General features: G+C 72.0%; 18 protein-coding genes. 11 read left to right on the top strand and 7 right to left on the bottom strand.

Features of this window, described 5'->3' with window-relative positions:
• Positions 1–40 precede the first annotated feature (40 nt).
• The gene (locus tag IQ210_RS44045; protein WP_194084867.1) at positions 41–2,005 is read right to left on the bottom strand and encodes a GTP-binding protein; all 1,965 of its coding nucleotides are present in this window, start codon (positions 2,003–2,005) and stop codon (positions 41–43) included.
• 231 nt (positions 2,006–2,236) lie between these two features.
• Between IQ210_RS44045 and IQ210_RS44050 the strand changes: the two genes are divergently transcribed.
• The 7 genes from IQ210_RS44050 to IQ210_RS44080 are packed head-to-tail and all read left to right on the top strand — an operon-like array spanning position 2,237 to position 9,688.
• Entirely contained in the window at positions 2,237–2,710 is a 474-nt protein-coding gene (locus tag IQ210_RS44050) for a (2Fe-2S)-binding protein (protein ID WP_194084868.1), read from the top strand.
• Positions 2,707–5,067 (top strand): xanthine dehydrogenase family protein molybdopterin-binding subunit, encoded by a 2,361-nt coding sequence (locus tag IQ210_RS44055; RefSeq protein ID WP_194084869.1) that lies wholly within the window; start codon positions 2,707–2,709, stop codon positions 5,065–5,067. Before IQ210_RS44050 ends, IQ210_RS44055 begins: the two co-directional genes overlap by 4 nt.
• Complete coding sequence (locus IQ210_RS44060; protein ID WP_194084870.1) at positions 5,064–5,918, top strand: FAD binding domain-containing protein; 855 nt, start codon at positions 5,064–5,066, stop codon at positions 5,916–5,918. The genes IQ210_RS44055 and IQ210_RS44060 overlap by 4 nt, the downstream gene beginning before the upstream one ends.
• Positions 5,919–5,963: 45 nt before the next feature.
• Positions 5,964–6,827: an AAA family ATPase gene (locus IQ210_RS44065; protein ID WP_194084871.1), complete on the top strand. Its 864-nt coding sequence runs from the start codon at positions 5,964–5,966 to the stop codon at positions 6,825–6,827.
• On the top strand, positions 6,827–7,987 hold the full coding sequence (locus IQ210_RS44070; protein WP_194084872.1) for a vWA domain-containing protein: 1,161 nt from the start codon (positions 6,827–6,829) through the stop codon (positions 7,985–7,987). The genes IQ210_RS44065 and IQ210_RS44070 overlap by 1 nt, the downstream gene beginning before the upstream one ends.
• A complete protein-coding gene (locus tag IQ210_RS44075; protein WP_194084873.1) occupies positions 7,980–9,083 on the top strand; it encodes an XdhC family protein in 1,104 nt (367 codons plus the stop codon). Before IQ210_RS44070 ends, IQ210_RS44075 begins: the two co-directional genes overlap by 8 nt.
• Positions 9,084–9,094: 11 nt before the next feature.
• A complete protein-coding gene (locus tag IQ210_RS44080) occupies positions 9,095–9,688 on the top strand; it encodes an SRPBCC family protein (protein WP_194084874.1) in 594 nt (197 codons plus the stop codon).
• 9 nt (positions 9,689–9,697) lie between these two features.
• On the opposite strand, the gene IQ210_RS44085 is transcribed toward IQ210_RS44080, so the two are convergent.
• Positions 9,698–10,618 carry an aminoglycoside phosphotransferase family protein gene (locus IQ210_RS44085; RefSeq protein ID WP_194084875.1) on the bottom strand — a complete coding sequence of 307 codons (921 nt, stop codon included), beginning with the start codon at positions 10,616–10,618 and terminating at the stop codon, positions 9,698–9,700.
• Between the two features lie 220 nt (positions 10,619–10,838).
• Positions 10,839–11,339: a metallophosphoesterase family protein gene (locus IQ210_RS44090; RefSeq protein ID WP_194084876.1), complete on the bottom strand. Its 501-nt coding sequence runs from the start codon at positions 11,337–11,339 to the stop codon at positions 10,839–10,841.
• Positions 11,340–11,498: 159 nt separating this feature from the next.
• On the opposite strand from IQ210_RS44090, the gene IQ210_RS44095 reads away from it, so the two are divergent.
• Complete coding sequence (locus IQ210_RS44095) at positions 11,499–13,454, top strand: glycosyltransferase family 2 protein (RefSeq protein WP_194084877.1); 1,956 nt, start codon at positions 11,499–11,501, stop codon at positions 13,452–13,454.
• A 70-nt stretch (positions 13,455–13,524) separates the two neighbouring features.
• Here the strand turns inward: IQ210_RS44095 and IQ210_RS44100 are convergent, their stop codons facing one another.
• The 4 genes from IQ210_RS44100 to IQ210_RS44115 form a co-directional block, all read right to left on the bottom strand.
• Entirely contained in the window at positions 13,525–14,343 is an 819-nt protein-coding gene (locus IQ210_RS44100; RefSeq protein WP_194084878.1) for a class I SAM-dependent methyltransferase, read from the bottom strand.
• 42 nt (positions 14,344–14,385) lie between these two features.
• Positions 14,386–15,360, bottom strand: a complete 975-nt coding sequence (gene rfbB / locus IQ210_RS44105; protein WP_194084879.1) for a dTDP-glucose 4,6-dehydratase — start codon at positions 15,358–15,360, stop codon at positions 14,386–14,388.
• Positions 15,357–16,424 (bottom strand): glucose-1-phosphate thymidylyltransferase, encoded by a 1,068-nt coding sequence (locus tag IQ210_RS44110; protein WP_194084880.1) that lies wholly within the window; start codon positions 16,422–16,424, stop codon positions 15,357–15,359. The genes rfbB and IQ210_RS44110 overlap by 4 nt, the downstream gene beginning before the upstream one ends.
• A gap of 141 nt (positions 16,425–16,565) precedes the next feature.
• Complete coding sequence (locus IQ210_RS44115) at positions 16,566–19,013, bottom strand: SpoIIE family protein phosphatase (RefSeq protein ID WP_194084881.1); 2,448 nt, start codon at positions 19,011–19,013, stop codon at positions 16,566–16,568.
• Positions 19,014–19,211: 198 nt separating this feature from the next.
• Between IQ210_RS44115 and lanKC the strand changes: the two genes are divergently transcribed.
• From lanKC to IQ210_RS44130, 3 genes are all read left to right on the top strand, one after another.
• Positions 19,212–21,809 (top strand): class III lanthionine synthetase LanKC, encoded by a 2,598-nt coding sequence (gene lanKC / locus IQ210_RS44120; RefSeq protein ID WP_194084882.1) that lies wholly within the window; start codon positions 19,212–19,214, stop codon positions 21,807–21,809.
• Positions 21,810–21,870: 61 nt separating this feature from the next.
• Positions 21,871–21,987: a SapB/AmfS family lanthipeptide gene (locus tag IQ210_RS44125; RefSeq protein WP_194084883.1), complete on the top strand. Its 117-nt coding sequence runs from the start codon at positions 21,871–21,873 to the stop codon at positions 21,985–21,987.
• A gap of 167 nt (positions 21,988–22,154) precedes the next feature.
• Positions 22,155–23,852: an ABC transporter ATP-binding protein gene (locus IQ210_RS44130; RefSeq protein WP_194084884.1), complete on the top strand. Its 1,698-nt coding sequence runs from the start codon at positions 22,155–22,157 to the stop codon at positions 23,850–23,852.
• Positions 23,853–23,947 lie beyond the last annotated feature (95 nt).

Genomic DNA, 23,947 nt, shown 5'->3' on the forward strand with positions numbered 1-23,947 from the left:
TCATGAGTAAGTCTCAGGTTTTCTCGGCTCTTTGACCCCACTAACCCCTTCGGCCCGTTACGTTCAGCAGGTACTCCTTGCGGTTGAGCGGGTTGTGGTCGGTCCGCGGACGCTCGGGGACGTCGTCCCCGCCCGCCACCGGCGCGTAGTCCTCGAAGGCGCTCTCCCACTCGGCCTCGCCGCGGGTCAGCCCGGGCAGCCGCTGTTCGAGGCCGTGCACCCGGGCCGCCGGGACCACGCCCTCCAGCACGCACAGCGCGCCCCGCGTCTCGGTCGTCTCCGGCACCGCGCGCGCCGCGGACAGCACCGGCAGCAGCGCCCCCAGCGTGTCCGCCGGGGCCTCCAGGCGGAACCGGTGCATCGGTTCGTACACCCGCGTGCCCGCCAGGCGCAGCGCCTCGGCGAGGACCAGCGGGGTCAGACCGCGGAAGTCGGCGCCGGTGCTGGACATGCTCTTGTCGAAGCCCTGGTGGGCGTGGCTCTGCCGGGGCCAGTAGCCGGAGTGGGTCATGGTGACCGCGCAGTCGGCTACCTGCCAGCCGTGCAGCCCCTGGGCGAGGGTCTCGCGGACGGTGTCCTCGACCGCCCGGAAGAAGGCGTACGGCATCGCGCCCAGCTCCACCTCCAGGCCGAAGGTGACGCCGGTGCCGGGCGGGGCGGGGTCGACGCGCAGACCGACCGTGGCGAGGAAGGGGTTGGCGTCCTTCTTGATGAACTCGGCGGCGGCGCCCGTCCCCACGGGGCGTTCGACGCACAGCGGCGTCGTCTCCCGGAAGCCGACGGCGAGCCCGAACTCCTCGGCGAGGGTGGCCTCGATGACCTCCTTCTGGACCTCGCCGTAGAGAGAGACGGAGAGCTCCTGGCGTACCTCGTCGTGGCGCAGGTCGATGAGCGGGTCCTGCTCGGCGAGCTGGGTGAGGGCCTGGTGCAGGGCCCTGCGATCGGTGCCGGGGCCGGGGACGACGACGGTCTCCAGGGTGGGCGGGGAGAAGAAGTGGCCGTGCCGTTTGCGGGGTTCGCCGATCGTGTCGCCGATGCGGATGTTCCCGAGCCCCCACAGCCGCGCGATCCGGCCGGCCGGGACCGCGTCGGCACGGACGTCCGTCCCGTGGTCGAAGACGCTGACCGCGGTGACCCGGCCCTCCTCGCGCCCGGGACCGAAGGGAACACGGTCACGGGTGCGCAGGGTGCCGGAGAACAGCCGCGCGTACGCGACCTTCTCCCCCGCCGGACCCCGCTCGACCTTGAACACGCTGCCGGAGACGGGCCCTTCGGGGTCGCCGTCGGCGGCGGGCAGCAAGTCCTTGATCCCGTCGATCAGTTCGGGCACTCCGGCGCCGGTGACGGCCGAGCCGAAGTACACCGGGTGGACGAGGGCCTGCCGGGTCTGGGCGACGAGCGCGGCCCGCAGCCGATCGGCCGCGAGAGTCCCGTCGACGTACGCGGCGAGCAACTCGTCGTCGTGGTCGGCGAGGACGTCGGCCGTCACCGCGCCGGGCACGAACGCCGCCTTACGCATGCCGAGTTCCACGGCTCGGCCCATCGGGACGATCGCGGGCGTGAGCCGTTCGGCGAGGGCGTCGAGGACACCCTCGTACCGTGCCCCGCGTCGGTCGATCTTGTTGACGAAGATCAGCGTGGGGATGCGCAGCCGCTGGAGCGTCCGCATCAGGACGCGGGTCTGTGCCTGGACGCCCTCGACGGCCGAGACGACGAGCACGGCCCCGTCGAGCACGCCGAGGACGCGCTCCACCTCGGCGATGAAGTCAGGGTGGCCGGGGGTGTCGATGAGGTTGACGGTGATGTCGTCGACCGCGAACGAGACGACGGCCGACTTGATGGTGATGCCGCGCCGGCGCTCCAGCGCGAGGGTGTCGGTCCGCGTACTGCCGGCGTCGACGCTGCCGATCTCGTCGATCACCCCGACCGAGTGCAGCAGCCGCTCGGTCAGGCTGGTCTTACCGGCGTCGACATGGGCGAGAATCCCGAGGTTGAGCAAGTGCACGAAGCGTCATGTCCTTCGAAGAGGGGGTCATTCCTTCTTGGGTGGACATGCGTGCAGTGCGCACTACTGCTCTCCTTCATCGATGGCCGACCGGTCACTTGCAGTGCAACAGGTCCGCACTCCGGGCGCCAACGGATTAACGCTCAACAAAGCCCTGTCACGGCCCTCGCCGCCTCCCCCGGCCGGTCCTAGAGTGACGCCCATCACGTCCGGTGTTTCCTGGGAGGGCACATGACCCGTGTCTCGGTGAAGGTGGACGGAACGAACTACGAGGACGAGGTCGAACCCCGTCTCCTGCTGATCCACTACCTGCGTGACCGCCTCGGCCTGACCGGGACCCCGGTCGGCTGCGACACCTCCAACTGCGGGGCCTGCACGGTCGACCTGGACGGCGAGAGCGTCAAGAGCTGCTCGGTCCTGGCCGTCCAGGCGGACGGCGGAGAAGTGACCACGGTCCAGGGCCTCGCCGGGGAGGACGGCGAGTGGACGGGCCTCCAGCGCGCCTTCCACGAGCGGCACGCCCTCCAGTGCGGCTACTGCACCCCGGGGATGATCATGGCCGCGCGCGATCTGCTGCGCGACAACCCCACCCCCACCTCGGACGAAGTGCGCCACGCCCTCGAAGGGAACCTGTGCCGCTGCACGGGCTACCAGAACATCGTGCGCGCGGTGCTCGCCGCCTCCGGGCAGGAGGTCGGCACATGAGCGACACCGTCGAACGGGAGGTGGGCCGGGCCCGGCCCCGCAAGGAGGACGCCCGGCTCGTCACCGGACAGACCAACTGGACCGACAACATCGCCGTCAACGGGCTGCTCCACCTGGCGATCCTGCGCAGCCCGATGGCCCACGCCCGCATCGACCACGTGAATGTCACGCCCGCTCTCGAACGCCCTGGCGTGGTCGCTGCGTTCAGCGGCGCCGACCTCGCGGAGGGCCTCGGCTCGCTCCCCTGCGCCTGGCCGGTCACCGAGGACATCGTGCTGCCCGACCACCCGCCGATCGCCACCACCGAGGTGCGCTACGCGGGCGACCCGGTGGCGGTCGTGGTGGCCCGCGACCGGTACGCGGCGGCGGACGCCCTGGAGGCGATCGAGGTCGACTACACGCCGCTGCCCCCGGTCCTCGACCTGGAGGCAGCCCTCGCCGAGGACACGGTCCTGGTCCACTCCGACAAGGGCACCAACCGCTGCTACGACTGGCCCTTGAAGACCGGCGAGGACTTCGAGTCCGTACGGCAGCGCGCCGACGTGACCTTGAAGCGCCGCTACCACCAGCAGCGCCTCATCCCCAACGCGATGGAACCGCGCGGGGTCGTGGTCACCCCGCTCGCCGCGTCCGGCGAGTACACCCTCCACTCCTCCACCCAGATCCCGCACATCCTGCGGATCATGCTCGCCGTGGTCACCGGCATACCCGAGCACAAACTGCGGGTCATCGCCCCGGACGTCGGCGGCGGTTTCGGCTCCAAGCTCCAGGTGTACGGCGAGGAGGCCATCGCCCTCGCGGTCGCCCGCCGGACCGGCCGACCGGTGAAGTGGACGGAGTCCCGCAGCGAGGGCTACCTGGCCACCCATCACGGGCGCGGCATGATCCAGGACATCGAGATCGCCGCGAACCGCGACGGCACCCTCCTCGGCCTCAAGGTTGATCTGCTGGTCGACATGGGCGCCTACCTGATGCTCGTCACCCCGGGCATCCCGATCCTGGGCGCGTTCATGTACCCGGGGATCTACAAGATGGGCTCCTACGAGCTCAACGTCACCGGCGTCTTCACCACCAGGACCCCGACCGACGCCTACCGAGGCGCCGGACGCCCCGAGGCGACGTACGCCATCGAACGGATCATGGACGAGCTGGCCGCCGAACTCGGCCTCGATCCCGTGGAGTTGCGGCGCCGCAACTGGATCGGGCACGAGGAGTTCCCGTACACGACGATCGCGGGCCTGACGTACGACAGCGGCAACTACGAGGCCGCGACCGAGAAGGCGCTCGCCCTGTTCGACTACGACAAGCTGCGCGCCGAGCAGGCCGACCGCAACCACCGGGGCGACAGCGTGCGCCTGGGCCTCGGAGTGTCGACGTACACCGAGATGTGCGGGCTCGCGCCGAGCCGGGTGCTCAGGGATCTGCGGTACGCGGCCGGCGGCTGGGAGGCGGCGACCATCCGCATGCTGCCCACCGGCAAGGTCGAGGTGGTCACCGGCACCAGCCCGCACGGTCAGGGACACGTGACCTGCTGGAGCCAGATCGCCGCCGACGTGCTGGGCGTACCGTTCGAGGACGTCGAGGTCGTCCACGGCGACACCCAGGCAGCCCCGCAGGGCATGGACACCTACGGTTCGCGGTCGCTCGTCGTGGGCGGCACGGCCGTGCATCACGCGGCGGTGAAGGTGGTGGAGAAGGCCCGCAAGATCGCCGCGCATCTGCTCGAAGCGAGCGAGCAGGACCTGGAGTTCACGGACGGCGTCTTCTCGGTCAAGGGTTCCCCGGACGCCCGCAAGACCATCCAGGAGGTCGCCTTCGAGACCTTCACCTCCCACGACCTGCCCGACGGTCTCGTCCCCACCATCAACGCCGAGCACCTGGTCGATCCCGACAACTTCTCCTACCCGCACGGCACCCACCTGTGCGCGGTCGAGGTCGACACCGAGACCGGGCAGACCCGGATCAGGTCGTACGTCTGTGTCGACGACGTCGGCCGGGTCGTCAACCCGCTGATCGTGGAAGGCCAGGTGCACGGCGGCCTCGCGCAGGGCATCGCGCAGGCGCTGTACGAGGAGGCCGTCTACGACGACCAGGGCAACCTGGTCTCGGGCACGATGGCCGACTATCTCGTGCCGTCGGCGCCGGATCTGCCGGAGTTCACAACGGACCGGACGGAGACTCCGGCCACCTCGAACCCCTTGGGGGTGAAGGGCGTTGGTGAGGCCGGGACGATTGCGTCCACGCCCGCCGTCGTCAACGCGATCGTGGACGCGCTGCGTCCGCTGGGCGTGCGCGACGTGCGGATGCCCTGTACGCCCGAACGGGTCTGGCAAGCGGTGAGGGAGGCCTCGCGATGATTCCCCCGGCATTCGAGTACGCCCGCCCGGCCGACGTCGACGAGGCGGTCCGCGCGCTCGCCGACGCGGGCGAGGAGGCCAAGGTACTGGCCGGCGGGCAGAGCCTGCTGCCGCTGCTGCGGCTCCGACTGGCCTTTCCCGAACTCGTCGTGGACGTCGGCCGTATCGCGGAACTGCGCGGGGTGCGCGAGGACGGCGACAGCCTGGTCATCGGCGCGATGACCACGCACCACGACGTGATCCGCGACCCGCTGGTCCGCCGCCACGCCGGTCTGCTGGCCGCCGCCACGGCGACCGTCGCCGACCCCGCCGTACGGCATCGCGGCACCCTCGGCGGCTCCCTGGCGCACGCCGACCCGGCCGGGGACCTGCCCGCCGTGGTACTGGCGATGGACGGCGAGCTGGTGGCGCAGGGCCCGGCCGGGCGACGCACCATCCCCGCCCGGCAGTTCTTCGTCGACTACCTCCAATCCGCCCTGGAACCCGACGAGTTGCTGGTGGAGGTACGGCTGCCGAAGACGGACGGCTGGGGCTTCCACTACGAGAAGTTCCACCGGGTCGCCCAGGCCTGGGCGATCGTCGGCGTGGCCGCGCTGGTACGGCGCGACAACGGCCGCGTCGCCGAGGCGCGCGTCGGACTGACCAACATGGGCACGACCCCGCTGCGCGCCACCGCCACCGAGGAGGCCCTCGCCGGTGCCGGGGACGCGGACGCGGTGGCACGGGCCGCGGAGTCGGCGGCGGTGGCCACCCAGCCGTCCCGGGACACCTCGGCTTCGCCGGAGTACCGGGCCCATCTGGCACGGGTGCTGGCCAAACGCGCGGTGCTGGCCGCCGCCGGGATGGGGTGAGCGGCGATCACGGAGACCGACGGCCAGTTCGACGGCCCGGAACAGGTGCGGGCCCGCCTGGAGGCGACGGGGTACCTCGTCGACGAAGGGCTGGCCGTCGCCTGCTTCCTCGCCCTGCGGCTGGCCCGGCCGATCTTCTGCGAGGGTGACGCGGGCGTCGGCAAGACCGCGCTCGCCGCCGCCCTCGCCGAGGCGCTCGGCGCGCCGCTGATCCGGCTCCAGTGCCATGAGGGCATCGACGCCTCGCAGGCCCTGTACGACTGGGACTTCCCGCGTCAGCTGCTCCATCTGCGGGCCGCCGAGGCGGCGGGGATCACCGACGCGGACCGGCTGGAGAGCGAACTGTACGACCGGCGTTTCCTCGTGGCCCGGCCGCTGCTGCGGGCGTTGGAGACCCGGCCGTCGGTGCTGCTGGTCGACGAGATCGACCGGGCCGACGACGAGTTCGAGGCGTTCCTGCTGGAGCTGCTCTCGGAATACGCGGTGACGATTCCGGAGCTGGGCACGCTGCGGGCGGAGGTTCCGCCCGTGGTGGTGCTGACGTCCAACCGGACGCGTGAGGTGCACGACGCGTTGAAGCGGCGGTGTCTTTATCACTGGTTCGAGCATCCGGGGTTCGGCCGTGAACTGGCCATTGTGCGGCGGCGGTTGCCGGGGGTGTCGGAGCGGTTGGCTGCGCAGGTGACCGCCCTTGTGCAGGCGCTGCGCGGGCAGGACCTGGTCAAGCCACCCGGGGTGGCGGAGACCATCGACTGGGTGCAGGCGTTGGATGCGCTGGGGGCGAGTGAGGTGGATGCGGAGTTGGCTGTGTCCACGTTGGGGGCGGTTCTCAAGTATCGGGAGGATGTGGAGCGGGGGCGGGGGTTGGATTTCGCCGCGTTGCTCAGTGTTTCAACGGAAGTTCAGTGATGGAGTCGTCTGCGGGTTCGTCGTGGCTTGTCGCGCAGTTCCCCGCGCCCCTGGGCGGCGTTGACGCTGCCCTTCTTGGATTTGCGCGGGCCCTTCGCGCTGTGGGGGTCGGCGCCAGTTCCGAGCGGGTGCATGCCTTCTTGCGGGCCGTGGATGTGCTGGGGCCCGCTCGGCGGACGGATGTGTATTGGGCCGGGCGGCTGACTCTTTGCGGGGAGCGGGACGATCTGGAGCGGTATGAGCGGGTGTTCGCCGCCTACTTCGGCTCCGGTGAGCCTGCGGCGCCGCCCATTCCCGTCGCTCCCGCCATCAGGCTGCGGGGTGTCGCGCGCGATGCCACTGGGCCTCGCACCACCACCCGACGCGAAGCCGAAGCACCTCCCATGGCCGCCCTCGCCGGTTCAGCCGAAGTGCTGCGCCATCGGGACTTCGCCCAGCTCAGTGCCAGCGAACGCGTCCAACTCGACCGGCTGCTCGCCGCGTTCGCGCTTCGCGGTGAGACGCGGCGCAGTGCGCGGCGGCGGTCCGCGCGGCGTGGCGGTGTCGATCCGCGGCGGACCGTGCGGGAGCTGTTGCGGCACGGAGGTGAGCCTGCGCGGTTGTTGCGGCACTCTCGGGCCGAGCGGCCCCGGCGGGTCGTGCTGCTCGTGGATGTCAGTGGGTCCATGGCGCCGTACGCCGACGCGCTGCTGCGGTTCGCCCATGCCGCTGTCCGGGGGCCCCGTACCGAGGTGTTCACCATCGGGACCCGGCTGACGCGGGTGACGCGGGAGCTCTCGCATCGTGATCCGGATCTGGCGATGGCTGCGGTCTCCGCGGCCGTGCCTGACTGGCGGGGCGGTACTCGGCTGGGGGTGTTGCTGCGTGAGTTCCTGGATCGGTGGGGGCAGCGTGGGACGGCTCGCGGTGCGGTCGTGGTGGTGCTGTCCGACGGGTGGGAGCGTGGCGATCCGGAGCTGCTGGCGGCGCAGATGCGACGCTTGCGGCGGCTGGCGCACCGGGTGATCTGGGCGAATCCCCGCAAGGCTCGCCCCGGGTACGCGCCCCTGGCGGCCGGGATGGCGGCGGCGCTGCCGAGCGTGGACGCGTTCGTCGAGGGGCACAGCCTGGCCGCTCTGGAGAGCCTGGCGGCGGTCGTGAGAGGAGCGGATCGTGCGTGAGATTCTCCCGGCGCTGAGCGCCTGGTACGCGGCGGGATCGCCGTTCGGGCTGGCCACCGTCGTCGCCGTGAGCCGTAGCGCGCCGCGTGATCCGGGGGCCGCGATGGCGGTCGGGCCCGGTGACGAGGTCGTCGGCAGTGTGTCCGGAGGGTGTGTGGAGGGGGCGGTGTTCGAGCTGGCGCAGGAGGTGGCGGCGAGCGGGGAGGCGCAGCTCCAGACCTTCGGGTACAGCGACGAGGACGCCTTCGCGGTCGGGCTCACCTGCGGCGGCGAGATCACGCTGCTGGTGCGGCCCGTCACGCCGGCGCTGGACCCGGCGTTCGGCGAGGTCGCCGAGTCCGTGGCCGCGGGGCGGCCGGTGACCGTGGCGACGGTGACGGACGGTCCGGCGCCGCGCGGCGCGACGCTCGCCGTGTGGCCGGACCGGGTCTCCGGCACCCTCGGTACGACCGGTCTGGATGTGGCGGTCACCGCCGACGCGCGCGGTGAACTCGCCCTCGGGGCAACGGGGCTGAGGCACTACGGTCCGCGTGGCGAGCGCCGTGAGGACGCGGTGAGTGTCTTCCTGCACTCCTTCGCGCCGCCCCCGCGGATGCTGGTCTTCGGCGCCATCGACTACGCCGCCGCGGTCGCCCGGATCGGCGACTTCCTCGGCTACCGGGTGACCGTCTGCGACGCCCGCCCCGTCTTCGCCACCCCCAAGCGCTTCCCGCCGGGCGTGGAGGTCGTCGTGGACTGGCCGCACCGCTACCTCCAGAGCACGGACACCGACGAGCGCACCGTGATCTGCGTCCTCACCCACGACCCCAAGTTCGACGTCCCGCTGCTCCAGGAGGCGCTGCGCCGGCCCGCCGCGTACATCGGCGCGATGGGCAGCCGGCGTACCCACGACGACCGGATGAAGCGGCTGGTCGACGGCGGGCTGACCGACCGTGAGCTGTCCCGGCTGCGCTCCCCGGTCGGGCTCGACCTCGGCGCCCGTACGCCCGAGGAGGTGGCCGTCTCCGTCGCCGCGGAGATCGTCGCGCTGCGGTGGGGCGGCACGGGCACGCCGTTGACGGCGACCGGTGGGGCCATCCATCCCGAGGGAACCTGACGGAGGAAGTCATGGAACTGCACCACGAGTTCACCGTGCCCGTCCCGGTCGACGACGCCTGGACGGCGCTCCTCGACATCGAACGGGTGGCGCCCTGCATGCCGGGGGCGAGCGTCGAGGAGTACGACGGCAAGACCGTGACGGGCTCGGTGAAGGTGAAGGTCGGCCCGATCACCGTGACGTACAAGGGCACCGCCGTCTTCGAGGAGCAGGACGACGCCGCCCACCGCATGGTCCTCGTCGCGAGTGGCCGGGAGACCCGTGGGCAGGGCACGGCCCGCGCCACCGTCACCGGCACGCTCACGGAACAGGACGGGGGTACCGCCGTCTCCGTGCGGACGGATCTCACCGTCACGGGTCGCCCGGCGCAGTTCGGGCGCGGGGTGATGGCGGAGGTGGGCGACCGGATCATCGGCCAGTTCGCCCAGTGCCTCGCCGAGAAGCTCGCCGTCGCCCCGGACACCGCGTCGCCCGACGCGGAACAGCCGCTGGACCTCCTCCGCACGGCCGGCGTGCCGGTCGCCCGGCGATTCGCGCCGGTGGTCGTGGCCGCCGTCGTGATGGTCCTGGTGGGGCTGCGGATACGGCGGTGGCGGCGGCGCTGAGCCGCACGTTCACCCGTACCGCTGATGATCCTCCACGACCTGCGCCAGGTGGTCCAGAGCCGCCGTCACCCGCGCCGGGTCCTGCTGGAAGAACGGGTCGTCCGGCACCGGCAGCGACCCGGCGAGGGCCCATCCCCGGGCCCGCGCCCAGGTCGCGTCGTCGGCGTCGACCGCCTCCCGGAAGGCGTCGCGGCCCTGCGGCGGCAGGAACATCCACGCGGGCTGTAGGTCGACCGCGGGATCGGCGACGGCGAGCGTCCCGAAGTCGATGACGGCGCTCAACCGGCCGTCCCGCATCAGCAGATTGCCCGTCGCGAGGTCCCCGTGGATCCATACCGGCGGCTTGTGCCAGGCGGGCGCCGCGAGGGCCGCCTCCCACACCTCCGTCACGGCGTCGATGTCGACGATCCCTGTCCCCGCCAGCGCCTCCAGCTTGGGCCGGACGCGCGCCTCGGCGGCCAGCGAGTCACGCGGGTCGCCCAGGGGGACGCCACGGAAGGCGTTGCTCTGCTCGGGGCCGGGACCGCCGGTCGCGTCGATGTCCTTCAGCGCGTTGACGAACCCAGCCAGATCCAGCGCGGCCTGCACCGGGTCGGCGAGAGCCTCGGTGGTCGCCGTCTCGCCGTCCAGCCAGCGGTACACCGACCATGGGTAGGGGTAGCCCTCGCCGGGTTCGCCGAGCTCCAGCGGTTCGGAGACGGTCAGCGGCAGGTGGGGGGCGAGCTTGGGCAGCCAGCGGTGTTCCCGGGCCACCTGGCCGGCCCAGTAGGCGTACCGCGGCAGTCGTACGGACAGTTCGTCGCCGAGCCGGAAGGTCGCGTTGTCCATGCCGGACTGCGGCACCGGGGCGAGCGGGAGGTGGGCCCATTGCGGGAACTGGGCGGTCAGCAGACGGCGTACGAGCGTGGTGTCGATCAGCACGCCGTCCATCTCAGCGGGGCGACGGCGGCAGCGTCCAACGAATTAGAGGGTTGAGAGCCGCTCCCCGGGGTACGCGGCGCCCAACGGAAGGAGAAGAGGACGCACACCGTTGCGCACCCTCTTCGGCACACCTCTGTGGAAGGAGGTCCGTGACAGCGCACACTCGCAGCGCCCGGGCCGCTTCCGGACACATGGAGCGGCCCGGATCCCCGTGAGGTGTCGCAGCCGGCTACCGCGGAGGCAGCCGGTGCAGCAGCACATCGTCCAGGCGGCCGTCCTCGACGGTCGCCGTCATGTACGTGCAGTGCGGCTGACGCCGCCGGTCCGTCGGGGAGCCGGGGTTGAGCAGCCGCAGACCGGTCGGGGCGGTGGTGTCCCAGGGGATGTGACTGTGCCCGAAGACCAGCACGTCGGCGTCGGGGAAACGCGCGGCACAGCGTGCCTCGCGGCCCTGCGCGGGGCCGGTTTCGTGGACCACCGCGAAGCGCAGGCCGCCGAGTTCGGCGTACGCGACCTCCGGCAGCCGGGCTCGCAGTGCCGGTCCGTCGTTGTTGCCGTACACGCCGACGAGGCGCCGGCTGAGGCGCTCCAGCAGATCGAGGGTGGCGGTGTCCACCCAGTCGCCCGCGTGGAACACCACGTCGGCGTGCGGGAGTTCGGCGAGCAGGGGGGCCGGGAGTTCCTTGGCGCGCTTGGGCAGATGGGTGTCGGACATCAGGAGCAGTCGCACGCGGTCAGACTATCCGGGGAAGATCGTCAACCTTGACACGATCGGTATGCGATCCGAGCGGTGGTCGCAACATCAACCACTGCGGCGTCGGGTTAGCATCTGGCCACAAGCACCGCACCATGACAGAAACGACAAGCGACCCAAGGGGGACCGAGCCTCATGCCGGTCAAGGTCAGCGTCGTCGTCCCCGTGTACAACCCCGGGGTCTACATCGAGGACTGCATCGCGTCTCTGAAGAGGCAGTCACTGCCTCCCGACGAGTACGAAGTGATCTTCGTCGACGACGGTTCCACCGACGGAACGCCCGGCCGGCTCGATGAGCTCGCTGCCGAGGACTCACGCGTCCGTGTCATCCACCAGGAGAACTCCGGCTGGTCCGGCAAGCCCCGCAACGTCGGGATCGAGGCCGCCCGGGGCGAGTTCGTGATGTTCGTCGACAACGACGACTACCTCGGCGACGAGGCCCTGGAGCGGATGTACGACTACGGCGTGGCCAACGGCGCCGATGTGATCGTGGGCAAGATGGCCGGCAAGGGGCGCCCCGTGCCGGTGGAGCTGTTCCGCCGCAACCGCCCGAAAGCCACGGTCGAGAACGCGCCGCTGATCGACAGCCTCACCCCGCACAAGATGTTCCGCCGGGCCTTCCTCGACGACATCGGTCTGCGCTTCCCGGAGGGCAGGCGGCGGCTCGAGGACCATGTCTTCATCGCCGAGGCGTATCTGCGCGCGGAGAACGTGTCCGTGCTCAGCGACTACGTCTGCTACTACCACGTACGCCGGGACGACGCCTCCAACGCCGGTTTCCAGCAGTTCGAACCGGCCGGGTACTTCAAGAACCTGCGCGAGGCCCTCGACGTCGTCGAGACCTACACCAAGCCGGGCGACCTGCGGGACCGGCTGTTCCGGCGCTGGCTGCGCAACGAGATGGTCGAGCGGATGCGCGGCCGGCGGCTGCTCGGGCTGCCCGAGGACTACCGCCGGGCGCTGTTCGCGGAGATCCACTCGACCGTCGTCGACCGCTTCGGGCCCGGTGTCGCGGCCGGTCTGCCGCCCGCCCAGCGGGTGGTGGCCGCGCTGATCACCGCGGACCGCTATGACGACATCGTGGGGTTCGCCGAGTGGGAGGCCGGGATCGCCCTCAAGGCCGTTCCGGAGGGCGTCGAGTGGCAGGACGGGGTGCTGGAGGTGTCGCTGAGCGCCGAGTTCACCTCGGGCGGCGAACCGATGCGGTTCCCCGCGCAGGGCGCCCTGGCGAAGGATGCTCCGCCGCTGGACGCGGCCGAGGCGATCGCCTGGGTGTGCGCCGACTCCGTCGCGCGTTTCGACAAGGCCGCGGGCGATCTGCTGCTGCGTGAACGGACCAGTTCCGCCCAGCACTTCCAGCCCGTGCGGGTCGTCCGGGAGACGGTGTCCGACCAGGGCGGCGACCGGGTGCGGCTGGTGCTGCGGGCGACGGCGTCCGTCGATCCCGCCACGGCGGCGGGCGGGGCGGCGCCGGACGACGGTCTGTGGGACGCGTTCGTGCGGGTCCGGCTGGGCGGCTGGACCAAGGAGTGCCGGCTGGGTCCGGCCCCGGCCGAGAACCGGCCCAGGCCGCAGGCCGGTCTGGCGGGCGGGCGCGTGGTCCTGCCGTACTGGACCCATCCGCACGGCAACTTCGCCCTCGACGTGGACCGGGCGACCAAGCGGCTCGGTCTTGACCGGGTCACGCCGGGCACCGTCGCGGTGGACGGCGCCCGGATCAGCACCGCCGTGCCGTTCCAGGTGGCCGGGGAGACCAAGGTGGTGCTGCGGCTCGGCGCGGCCGAGATCGTCGATGTGCCGGGCACCCTCTCCCCCGCCGCGGACGAGCGGCTCGGGTCGGTGCTGGAGGCCGATCTGCCGCTCGCCGAGTTGAGCGGCGGGCGATGGCGGGTGGCGCTGAGCCCGGTGCCGAACGCGGCCGAGCCGCGCTTCCTCGTGCTGCCGCTCGCCCTGCGCGTCTCCGGGGACACCGTCCGTCCGGTCGCCGCGCCCGGCCACGGCGGCGCGCAGCGGCTGGCCCGCAAGGTCAAGCGCACGCTCGGCCGGGTGCTGCGGGGGGCGGCCCACCGGGTCAGGAACCGCGGCAAGTAGACGACAGCAACTGAGCGCGGCCCCCATGGAGTTCATGGGGGCCGCGCTCAAGTGCTGTCCGGGACCGGGATCACTTCTTGGCGTAACGCGCCTTCAGCGCATTGCGCTTGTTGGTGCCCTCGGCGTTCTTGCCCTTCTCGATGATCACCAGGTTGTGGTAGAAGTGCACGCCCACGACGTTGAGGTCCGTGTAGCTGGGCTGGTAGTGCTCGTCCACGAACTCCTCGTAGTTGAGGCCGTCCGTCAGCCGCTTCAGCATCGCCATGCTGGTGTTCGGGTCGTCGAGGTCCTCGCTGCCCATCCACTCCGGCCAGTACGACGACTGGGTGTCCTCGACGACGTAGATGCCGCCGTCCTTGAGGCGCGGGAAGAGCGTGGCGAACGTGGTCAGCACGTGCGGGGGGCGGTGGCTGCCGTCGTCGATGATGACGTCGAGGTCACCGATCTTGTCGGCGACGGCGTTCAGCGACGACGGGTCGGACTGGTCGCCGATGAACGTCGTGATGCGGTCCTCGTCGACATGGGACTTGTCCTGGATGTCCATGCCGAAGATCTGCGCCTTCGGGAAGAACGCCTTCCACATGCGCAGCGAGGCGCCGCCCTGGCCGGGTCGGTTGTAGCCGCCGATACCGATCTCCAGCAGGTTGAACTGCTCGTTCTTCAGGTGCTGGAGGTGCTTCTGGTAGTGCTGGGTGTAGCGGTGCGCGCCCCACTTGTCCGTCTTGAAGTGCACGGCGAGTTTGTTGAGGTCGTGGGAGATGGCGTCGAGCCCGGTGGGCTTCTTCTTGACCGGCTGGGGCGGCTGACCGGAGATACGTCGCTTCAACTGGCGCACGATACGCACGTTCTTCTCACCCAACACGTTCTTCACAGTTGTTCTGATCGACATGGCTCGACGAGGTCCTTTCAAAGGTGAACGGTCGGATGGTGCTCAGTGCGGGGTGACGCGTCGCTTGAGCGGCTCCCACCAGCTGCGGTGGGCGCGGTACCAGGCGACGGTGTCGGCGAGGCCGGTGGCGAAGTCGTGCCGGGGCGCGTAGCCGAGTTCGGTGCGGATCTTGGTCCAGTCGACGGAGTAGCGCAGGTCGTGGCCCTTGCGGTCCTCGACGTACTCGACCATGTCCCAGCCGGCGCCGCACGCTTGGAGGAGCAGCCCGGTGAGTTCCTTGTTGCTCAGTTCGGTGCCGCCGCCGATGTTGTAGACCTCGCCGGCCCGGCCCGCGGTGCGCACGAGGTCAACGCCCTGGCAGTGGTCGTCGACGTGCAGCCAGTCGCGGACGTTGCGGCCGTCGCCGTACAGCGGGACGTTCCTGCCGTCGAGGAGGTGGGTGATGAAGAGCGGGATCACCTTCTCCGGGAACTGGTGCGGCCCGTAGTTGTTGGAGCAGCGGGTGACGCGGACGTCCAGGCCGTGGGTGCGGTGGTAGGCCAGGGCGAGCAGGTCGGAGGAGGCCTTGGAGGCGGAGTACGGCGAGTTGGGCGCGAGGGGGTGCGTCTCGGGCCAGGAGCCCTCGTCGATGGAGCCGTAGACCTCGTCGGTGGAGACGTGCACGAACGGGCCGGTGCCGTGCCTGAGGGCGGCGTCCAGCAGGGTCTGGGTGCCGACCACGTTGGTGAGCACGAAGTCGCCGGCGCCGGCGATCGACCGGTCCACATGGGACTCGGCGGCGAAGTGCACGACCTGGTCCGCGTCGGCCACCAGCTTGTCGACCAGCTCCGCGTCCCGGATGTCGCCCTGCACGAACTCCAGGCGGGGGTGCTCGAGTTCGAGGTTGTCCAGGGTGCCGGCGTAGGTGAGCTTGTCCAGCACGGTGATCCGGGACGCGTCGGAGTCCGCCGAGGCCAGGAGCCTGCGCACGTACTGGGAGCCGATGAAGCCGGCGGCGCCGGTGACGAGGAGGTTCATGAACGGATCTGCACCTTGCTGTGGTCTCCGAGCACTAGGCGGTGGGCAGCGGGCATACCGGTCGTCGGGGTCACCTCGACGTGACGGCCGATGAGGGAGGACTCTATACGTCCCACGCCCCGGATCGAGGAGTCCCGCAGCACGATGGAGAACTCCAACTCGCTGTCGGTGACACGGCAGTTCTCGGCGACCGAGGTGAAGGGGCCGACGTAGGAGTCCTCGACGACCGTGCCGGAGCCGATGATCACGGGTCCGACGATGCGGGAGTTGACGATCCGCGCGCCTTCTTCGAGGACGACCCGGCCGACCAGCTCGGAGCATTCGTCCACCTCGCCGTCGATGCGGTGCGCGACGGTCTCCAGGACGGTGCGGTTGACCTCCAGCATGTCGGTGACGTTGCCGGTGTCCTTCCAGTAGCCCTTGATCACCGTGGAGCGGACGTCGGCGCGTTCGTCGATGAGGTGCTGGATGGCGTGGGTGATCTCCAGCTCGCCGCGCCAGGACGGGGCGATGGCCCGGACCGCGCCGTGGATGACGGGCGTGAACAGGTAGACGCCGACCAGGGCGAGATCGCTCTTGGGGGTCTCCGGCTTCTCCTCCAGGCCGATCACCTGGCCCGCGGCGTCGAGTTCGGCGACACCGAAGGCGCGCGGGTCGGGGACGTGGGTGAGGAGGATCTGCGCGTCGGGGCGGTGGGTGCGGAACTCGTCGACGAGGGCGGCGATGCCGCCGACGATGAAGTTGTCGCCGAGGTACATCACGAAGTCGTCGTCGCCGAGGAACTCCCGGGCGATCAGCACCGCGTGGGCCAGGCCGAGGGGGCGTTCCTGGGGGATGTAGGTGACCTCCAGGCCGAACTTCGAGCCGTCGCCGACCGCTTCCTCGATCTCGGCGGCCGTGTCCCCGACGATCACGCCGACTTCGGTGATCCCGGCGGCCGCGATGGACTCCAGGCCGTAGAACAGGACGGGCTTGTTGGCCACGGGAACGAGTTGTTTGGCCGAGGTGTGGGTGATCGGCCTCAAACGCGTTCCGGCGCCACCAGACAGGACGAGAGCCTTCATCTGGTTCACCTTAGTCCCGTTCACCCGTTGCCGACCGTGCGCGGTGCGGCTTGCCTGCCACGAAAAGGCCGAGGTGGCGCGGGGTGGATTCGATCGACCGGCGCCGTGCGCGATCGGTTCACGGTGCACTCGTACGAGTGGTCACAGCGTGACCTCGCTCCACACCTGTTTGCCGCCGCTGACCGGTACGGTGCCCCAGGCCGCCGACATGGCTTCGACCAGCAGGATGCCGCGACCGCCGGTGGCCTCCCAGCCGATGCTGGTCGGCTTGACCGGGGTGCGGGGCGAGGCGTCGGCGACGGCGACGCGCAGCCGGTGGTTGACCAGGGTGAGGTCGAGGCGGACCCGGCCGTCGGTGTGCACGAGGGCGTTGGTGACGAGTTCGGAGACGATGAGCAGGACGGCGTCCTGGGCGTCGGCGGGCACGTTCCAGGAGCGCAGGGTGCGCCGGGTGAAGCGGCGGGCGTGGCCGACGGCCTGCGGGACCCGCCACACCGTCCAGTTCTCGCGCAGCGGGTGGGAGGCCATCCCGTCGTAGCGCACGAGGAGCAGGGCGACGTCGTCGCTGCGGCGGGCGTTGCCGAGCAGGGCGTCGGCGACGAGGCCGAGGTGGGCGGGGTCGGAGGCGGACAGGCCCTGGGCGAGGCGGTCCATGCCCTCGTCGATGTCGGCGTCGGCGGACTCCACGAGACCGTCGGTGGCCAGCGCGATCAGGGTGCCGGGCCGCAGCCGCAGCGGGGTCATCGGGAAGTCCGCCTGGGCGACCACGCCGAGCGGCGGCCCGCCCTCGGTCTCGGTGATCTCGGTGGTGCCGTCCGGGTGCCGCAGCACCGGCGGGAGGTGGCCGGCCCGGACGCACCAGGCGGAGCCCTCCTCCATGTCGAGGTCGACGTAGGCGCAGGTGGCGAAGAGGTCGGTCTCCATGTCCGTCAGGAGCCGGTTGGCGTGGGAGACGACGACGTCCGGCGGGTGGCCCTCGACGGCGTAGGCGCGCAGGGCGGTGCGCATCTGGCCCATGAGGGTGGCGGCGCCGGCGCTGTGGCCCTGGACGTCGCCGATGACGAGGGCGACGTGGTTGTCGGGCAGCGGGATCACGTCGTACCAGTCGCCGCCGAGCTCCAGTCCGGCCGTGCTCGGCAGATAGCGGGCGACGGCGACCGCGCCGGGGAGCTTGGGCAGCCGGCGGGGCAGCAGCTGCCGCTGGAGCATGCCGACGAGCTCGTGTTCGGCGTCGAAGGCGTGGGCCCGCATCAGGGCCTGTCCGGCGAGCCCGGCGGAGGCGGTGAGCAGGGCGCGTTCGTCGGGGCCGAACTCGTGCGGGGTGTCCCAGCCGATCAGACAGGCGCCGGCCATGCGTCCCGCGGCGGGCAGGGGGAGGACGGCGAGGCCTCCGGGGCCGACGTCGGCGAGGGCTGGCTCCAGGGCGGTGCCCGCGGGCCAGATCTGGGCGCGGCCCTCGCTCAGGGCGGCGGCGAGGGTGGGCATGGCGCGCACGGGGGCGTCGGGCCACTCGGTACGCCATTCCAGGCGCCACAGCTCGGGCCAGGACTCGGGGTCGGGCGGGTCGAGGACGGTGACGACGAGCCGGTCGTTCTCCAGCTCGGCCAGCGCGATCCGGTCGGCCCGCAGCGGCTTGCGCAGGGCGGAGACGACGGCCTGGCTGACGTCACGGACGGTGCCCGCAGTGGCCAGCGCGGCGGCCAGCCGCTGGACGCGGGCCACGTCGGTGACGTCGGAGCGCAGGGTGGAGGCGTCGGCGACGGTGCCGACGAGGCGGGCGGGGCGGCCCTCGCCGCCGGGCAGCAGCCGGCCGCGCAGTCTGAGCCACTTGGGTGGCCCGGTGGGCTGCAGGGCCCGGAACTCCAGCTCGCGGTCGCCGAGGGACATGTGGTCGGCCTCGGTGACGGACATCAGCGAGGGCAGGTCCTCGGGCACGGTGAGCGCCAGCAGGGTCTCCACGCGCCCGTCGAAGTCCTCCCTGCGCATCGCGAACAGGTCCAGGATGTCGTCGCCGACCTCGATGCGGCCGGTGTCCAGGGCGAGACTGAACGCGCCCGCGGGCAGTTCCCCGCCCTCGGCGGCCGCGGCCGGGGCGGGGCAGGCCACGGCGTCGGCGAGGAGCTCCAGGCACTTGCGGTCGTCGGTGTCGAAGCCGTCGGGGCGCTCGCTCACGGCGAGGAGACAGCCTCCGCCGTCGCGGCGGGCGGGCAGGGCCGCCAGATGGAAGTCCCGGGACGGCAGGCGCCGCGCCTCGGCGCCCTCGGCAAGCTCCTCCGGGCCGAGCCAGGCCGACCGCCCGCTGCGGTGCGCGTCGGCCACCGGGGAGCCGCCGGCCAGGGGGTAGGCGTCCCGCAGTCCGTACAGGGTGCGGGGCACCCCGGCCGCGTCCACGAGGCAGAGCAGCTCGCCGTCCTCGCTCGGGGCGTACACGGCGGCGAAGGACGCCCTGGCGAAAACGAGCACCTGTTCGAGGACGCTCCGCAGCCGTTCGGGTGAGTCGGGACCGGCCGTGAGCGCTTTGAGGGCAACTTCGGCACGCAGCGTTCTCGTTCTGCGTCCCGCAGCTCCCTCACTGACCACGTCCGCCATTACAGCGCTTATGAGGCACGTGCGCAGCCCCTGTGACCGTTCCGTGGAGTGTCTGCGGGGGTGACACGGGGGTCGGGATCGAAAGTCGCCGAACAAGTCTTTACGCATGCGTTCCGCACGGTGATCTCGTGACAGCGGTGACTGTCCGTGGCCGCCGCGCCCGCTGGAAGCTCGATGCCGGGCCAAGGAGGGGGAGGCATGGACAAGCGGTACGAGGTGTACGCGCTCGCCGACCGGCACTTCTACGACACGCCGGACCGGCTGTCCGCGGGAGCGCGCCAGGCGGCACCCCTGTTCGAGGCGGCGCGGCGCGAGGTGCCGGCCGGCTGGGACGCGGCGCGCATCGGCGACTGGCTGACGCTGACGCCCCTCGGCCCGGACGGCGGGCCGGTGGCCGGTCCGGCGCAGGGCTGGAAGGTCCACGCCTCGGCCACCCGGGCGAACGCGGAGCGGATCGCGGCGATCGTCTGGGACTACTGCGTGCCGCGCCGTATCCCGTTCAAGTTCGTGCCGGGACCGCATCTGCTGCATCTGCGGAACACCAAGTACGCGGCCCGCGACAGCAGCGGCAAGTTCGTCACCCTGTACCCGGCCGACGAGGAGCAGCTGCACACGGTGCTGCGCGAGCTGGGCAGGCTCCTGGAGGGGTTCGAGGGGCCATACATCCTGACCGACCTGCGCTGGGGCGACGGGCCGCTCTACGTCCGCTACGGGGCGTTCGCACGCCAGTTCGTGGTCGACGAGCGGGGCTCGCTGGTGCCGGCGGTGCGGGACGGCGCGGGCACCCTGGTGCCGGACCGCAGGGCGCCGTCCTTCCAGGTCCCGGAGTGGGTGACGCTGCCCGCCTTCCTGGCCCCGCATCTGGCGGCGCGGAACACCACGACGGTGGGCGAGCTGCCGTACCGGATCGAGAAGGCGCTGCATTTCTCCAACGGCGGCGGGGTCTACTCGGGCACCGACACCCGGGACGGCAGCAGAGTCGTCCTCAAGGAGGGCCGGCCGCACGCGGGCCTCGCCGCGGACGGGGCGGACGCGATCGCCCGGCTGGAGCGCGAGAAGGACGCGCTGGAGCGGGTGGCGGGGACGGGCGTGGTGCCGGAGGTGCGGGACTGGTTCACGCTCGGCGACCACCGGTTCCTGGTCATGGAGTTCCTCGAGGGGCGCCCGCTGAACTCGTTCTTCGCCGAGCGGCACCCGCTGCTCACCCCCGACCCCGACCCGCGGGCGGTGGCCGACTACACCGCCTGGGCGCTGCGTATCCACGCCGGTGTCGAGCGGGCGGTGGCGGCGATCCACGCGCGCGGGATCGTCTTCAACGACCTGCACGTCTTCAACATCATGGTCGGGCCCGACGGGGAGTCGGTGTCCCTGCTCGACTTCGAGGCCGCCGCGCCGATCGACGAGCAGGGCCGCCAGGTCGTCGCGCATCCCGGCTTCTTCGCCCCGCCGGACCGCACGGGCGCCGACGTCGACCGTTACGCGCTGGCGTGTCTGCGGATCGCTCTGTTCCTGCCCGTCACCACGCTTTTCGTGGTCGACCGCGGCAAGGCGGCCCATCTGGCGGAGGTGATCCTCCGTCAGTTCCCGGACGTGCCGAAGGAGTTCCTGGACGAGGCGGTCGCGGAGATCACCCGGGACACCGGATCGTCGGCGCCCGCATTGGTCAAACCTTTCGTCGAGCCCGCCGACTGGCCCTACAGCCGCGACTCCATGGTGAAGGCGATCCTCGCCTCGGCCACCCCGGAGCGCGACGACCGGCTCTTCCCGGGCGACATCACCCAGTTCAACGACGGCGGCGGACTCGGCCTCGCGCACGGCGCGGCCGGCGTGCTCCACGCACTGGACGCGGTCGGCGCGGAACGGTACGAGGAGGGCGAGCGCTGGCTGCTGGCCCGTACCGCGCCCCCGCCGACGGGCACCCCGCTCGGGCTGTACGACGGGCTCGCGGGCGTCGCCCACGTCCTGGACCGGCTCGGCCACCGGCAGCGCGCCCTCGACCTGGTCGGCTCGATCCTCGCCGAACGCTGGCAGAACCTCTCCTCCGACCTGCACGGCGGGCTGGCCGGCCTGGGCCTGGTCCTCGCCGAACTCGCCCGTACGACCGGTGAGTCGGAGCTGCGGGAGCGTGCCGCGGAGGCCGCCGACATCCTCGTACGACGTCTCGGGGAACCCCTTCCCGACGGCACCCGGCGGCGCCGGGCCGGGCTGTTGCGCGGGGCGAGCGGGCCCGCGCTGTTCCTGCTGCGGGAGTACGAACGCACCGGTGAGGAGCGGCTGTTGAAGGCGGCCGGGACGGCGTTGCAGCGGGACCTCGACGTCTGTGTGACGCACCCGAACGGGTCGCTGGAGGTCGACGAGGGGTGGCGGACGCTGCCGTACCTCGGCGAGGGGAGCGCGGGCGTCGGGATGGTGCTGGACGACTATCTCGCCCACACGGGTGGCGAGTTGGCGGACGTCCGGGCCGGCATCCTCACCGCGGCCACCTTCCGCTTCTATGTGCAACCGGGTCTCTTCCAGGGCCGGGCCGGGCTGATCCTGCATCTCGCCCGTACCTCGACGCCCGGAGCCAGGGACCGGCTCGCCGGGCAGATCGACGGGCTCGGCTGGTTCTCCATGTCCTACCAGGGCCAACTGGCCTTCCCCGGACACCAGATGATGCGGCTGTCGATGGACCTGGGCACCGGCACGGCCGGCTGCCTGCTCGCGCTCGGCGCGGCCCTCGACGCCGGGGCGGACACGCATCTGCCCTTCCTGCCGCCGCTCGGGCGGCCCCCACAGCGCGGTTCCGCGAGCTGACGGAGCCGTGATCCGACCCCGTCCCCACGGGTGACGACAACACCGAAGAGAGGAAACCGACATGGCACTTCTCGACCTGCAGACGATGGAAGCCGACGAGACGACGGGCGGCGGCGGGGTCAGCAGCCTCAGCCTGCTGTCCTGCATCAGCGCCGCGAGCATCACGCTCTGTCTCTGACGAGCGCCGCGCGTCCAGGGCTCCGGGCGGTTCCGCTCCCGCGAGGGAGGGGCCGCCCGGGGTCCGCGCCTCACAGGAGCGGACCCGGACCGGACCCGCGGGCCGCAGCTCACAGGACAGGACTGCACCGGTCTCGGGGGGTTCCGCACGTCGCAGGGAAGGGCCGTATGACGATGCCATCGGCAGCGCGTACGACGGTGTTCGGGGCGCTCGGTCCCGCCCCCGTCCGGTGTCTCGCCCTGTGTCTGGTGAGCACCGCCGCCACCGGTGCCGGCCTGCTGCTGCCCGCCGCGCTGGGCCGGGCCCTGGACCTGCTGCTGGCCGGGGCACCGGCGACGCGGTGGGTGGCGTACTGCGCCGCGCTCGTGCTGTTGCTCGCCCTTTTCGACGCGGCCGAGACCGTGCTCGGCGGCACCCTCGACGCCCGCACCACCTCCTGGCTGCGCAGGCGGCTGACCGGCCATGTCCTGGCCGTCGGCCCGCGCGCCGGCGAACGCTTCGGGCCCGGTGACCTCGTCGCCCGCCTCGTCGGCAACGCCGCACAGGCCGGCACCGCGCCGACCGCCCGCGCCGCCCTGCTGGCCGCACTCGCGGGCCCGGCCGGCGGGCTGGTCGCCCTCGCCCTGATCGACCCGTGGCTCGCGGCCGTACTCCTGGCCGGGGCACCCGTGCTGGCGCTGCTGCTGCGCGCCTTCGCCCGCGACACCCGCGAGTGTGTCGCCCACTACCAGCGTGAGCAGGGACGGATCGCGGCGGCGCTCGCGGAGGCCGTCGACGGGCACCGCACCATCCGGGCGGCCGGTACGGCGGAGCGGGAGAGCGCCCGCATCCTCCGGCCGCTGCCCGCGCTGTCCCGGGCCGGGCACCGCATGTGGCGGGTGCAGGGGCGGGCCGCCGGCCAGTCCGTCGCCGTGGCCCCGCTGCTCCAGCTCGGTGTCGTGGCCATCGCCGGTCTGCTGCTCGCCCGGCACCGGGTCACCGTCGGCGAGGTGCTCGCGGCCTCGCGGTACGCGGTGCTCGCCAGTGGCGTCGGCATGCTGGTGGGGCAGCTCGCGAGCCTCGCCCGCGCCCGCGCGGCCACCGGCCGGCTCACCGAGGTGCTGGCCGAACCCGCCCGGGTGCACGGCGACCGACGGCTGCCGCCCGGTCCCGGTCGGCTGGAACTGCGCGGGGTGACCGCCCGGCGCGGTGACCGGGTGGTCCTGGACGGCCTCGACCTCGTGGTGCCCGGCGGGACGACGCTCGCCGTGGTCGGCCGGTCCGGCGCCGGCAAGTCACTGCTCGCCGCGCTCGCCGGCCGGCTCGCCGACCCGGACGCCGGGGAGGTGCTGCTCGACGGTGTCCCCCTGCGCGAGCTGACCCACGACGAGCTGCGCGGGGCGGTACGGCACGCCTTCGACCGGCCCGCGCTGCTGGGCGGGACGCTGGAGGAGGAGATCGGCCTCGGTCCCACGCCCGCCTCCCCCGCGCGCGTCCGTGAAGCCGCCCGCACCGCGCACGCCGACGACTTCGTGAACCGGCTGCCCGCCGGGTACGCCACGCTCTGCGCCGACGCCCCGCACTCCGGCGGCGAGTCCCAACGCCTGGGCCTGGCACGGGCGTTCGCCCACGACGCCCGCCTCCTGGTCCTCGACGACGCCCTCTCCAGCCTCGACACCGTGACGGAGGCCCAGATCACCACGTCCCTGGTCGGCTCCGGCGCACACAGCACCCGGCTCCTGATCGCCCACCGCGCGGCAACGGCGGCCCGGGCGGACTCGGTGGCCTGGCTGGACGGGGGGCGGGTACGGGCGGTGGGACCGCACGAGAAGCTGTGGCAACTACCGGACTACCGGGCGGGGTTCGGGGACGGGGAGGCGACGTGAGCGCCCGGCGGGCCTGCGGGAACTCCCGGACCGGGAACCGTCATGAGCGCCCAGCGGGGCAGCCGCGACTCCCGGACCGGTGGGCTTCGCTCACG

The sequence above is a fragment of the Streptomyces justiciae genome, from assembly GCF_015163075.1.
Lineage (GTDB): Bacteria > Actinomycetota > Actinomycetes > Streptomycetales > Streptomycetaceae > Streptomyces > Streptomyces justiciae.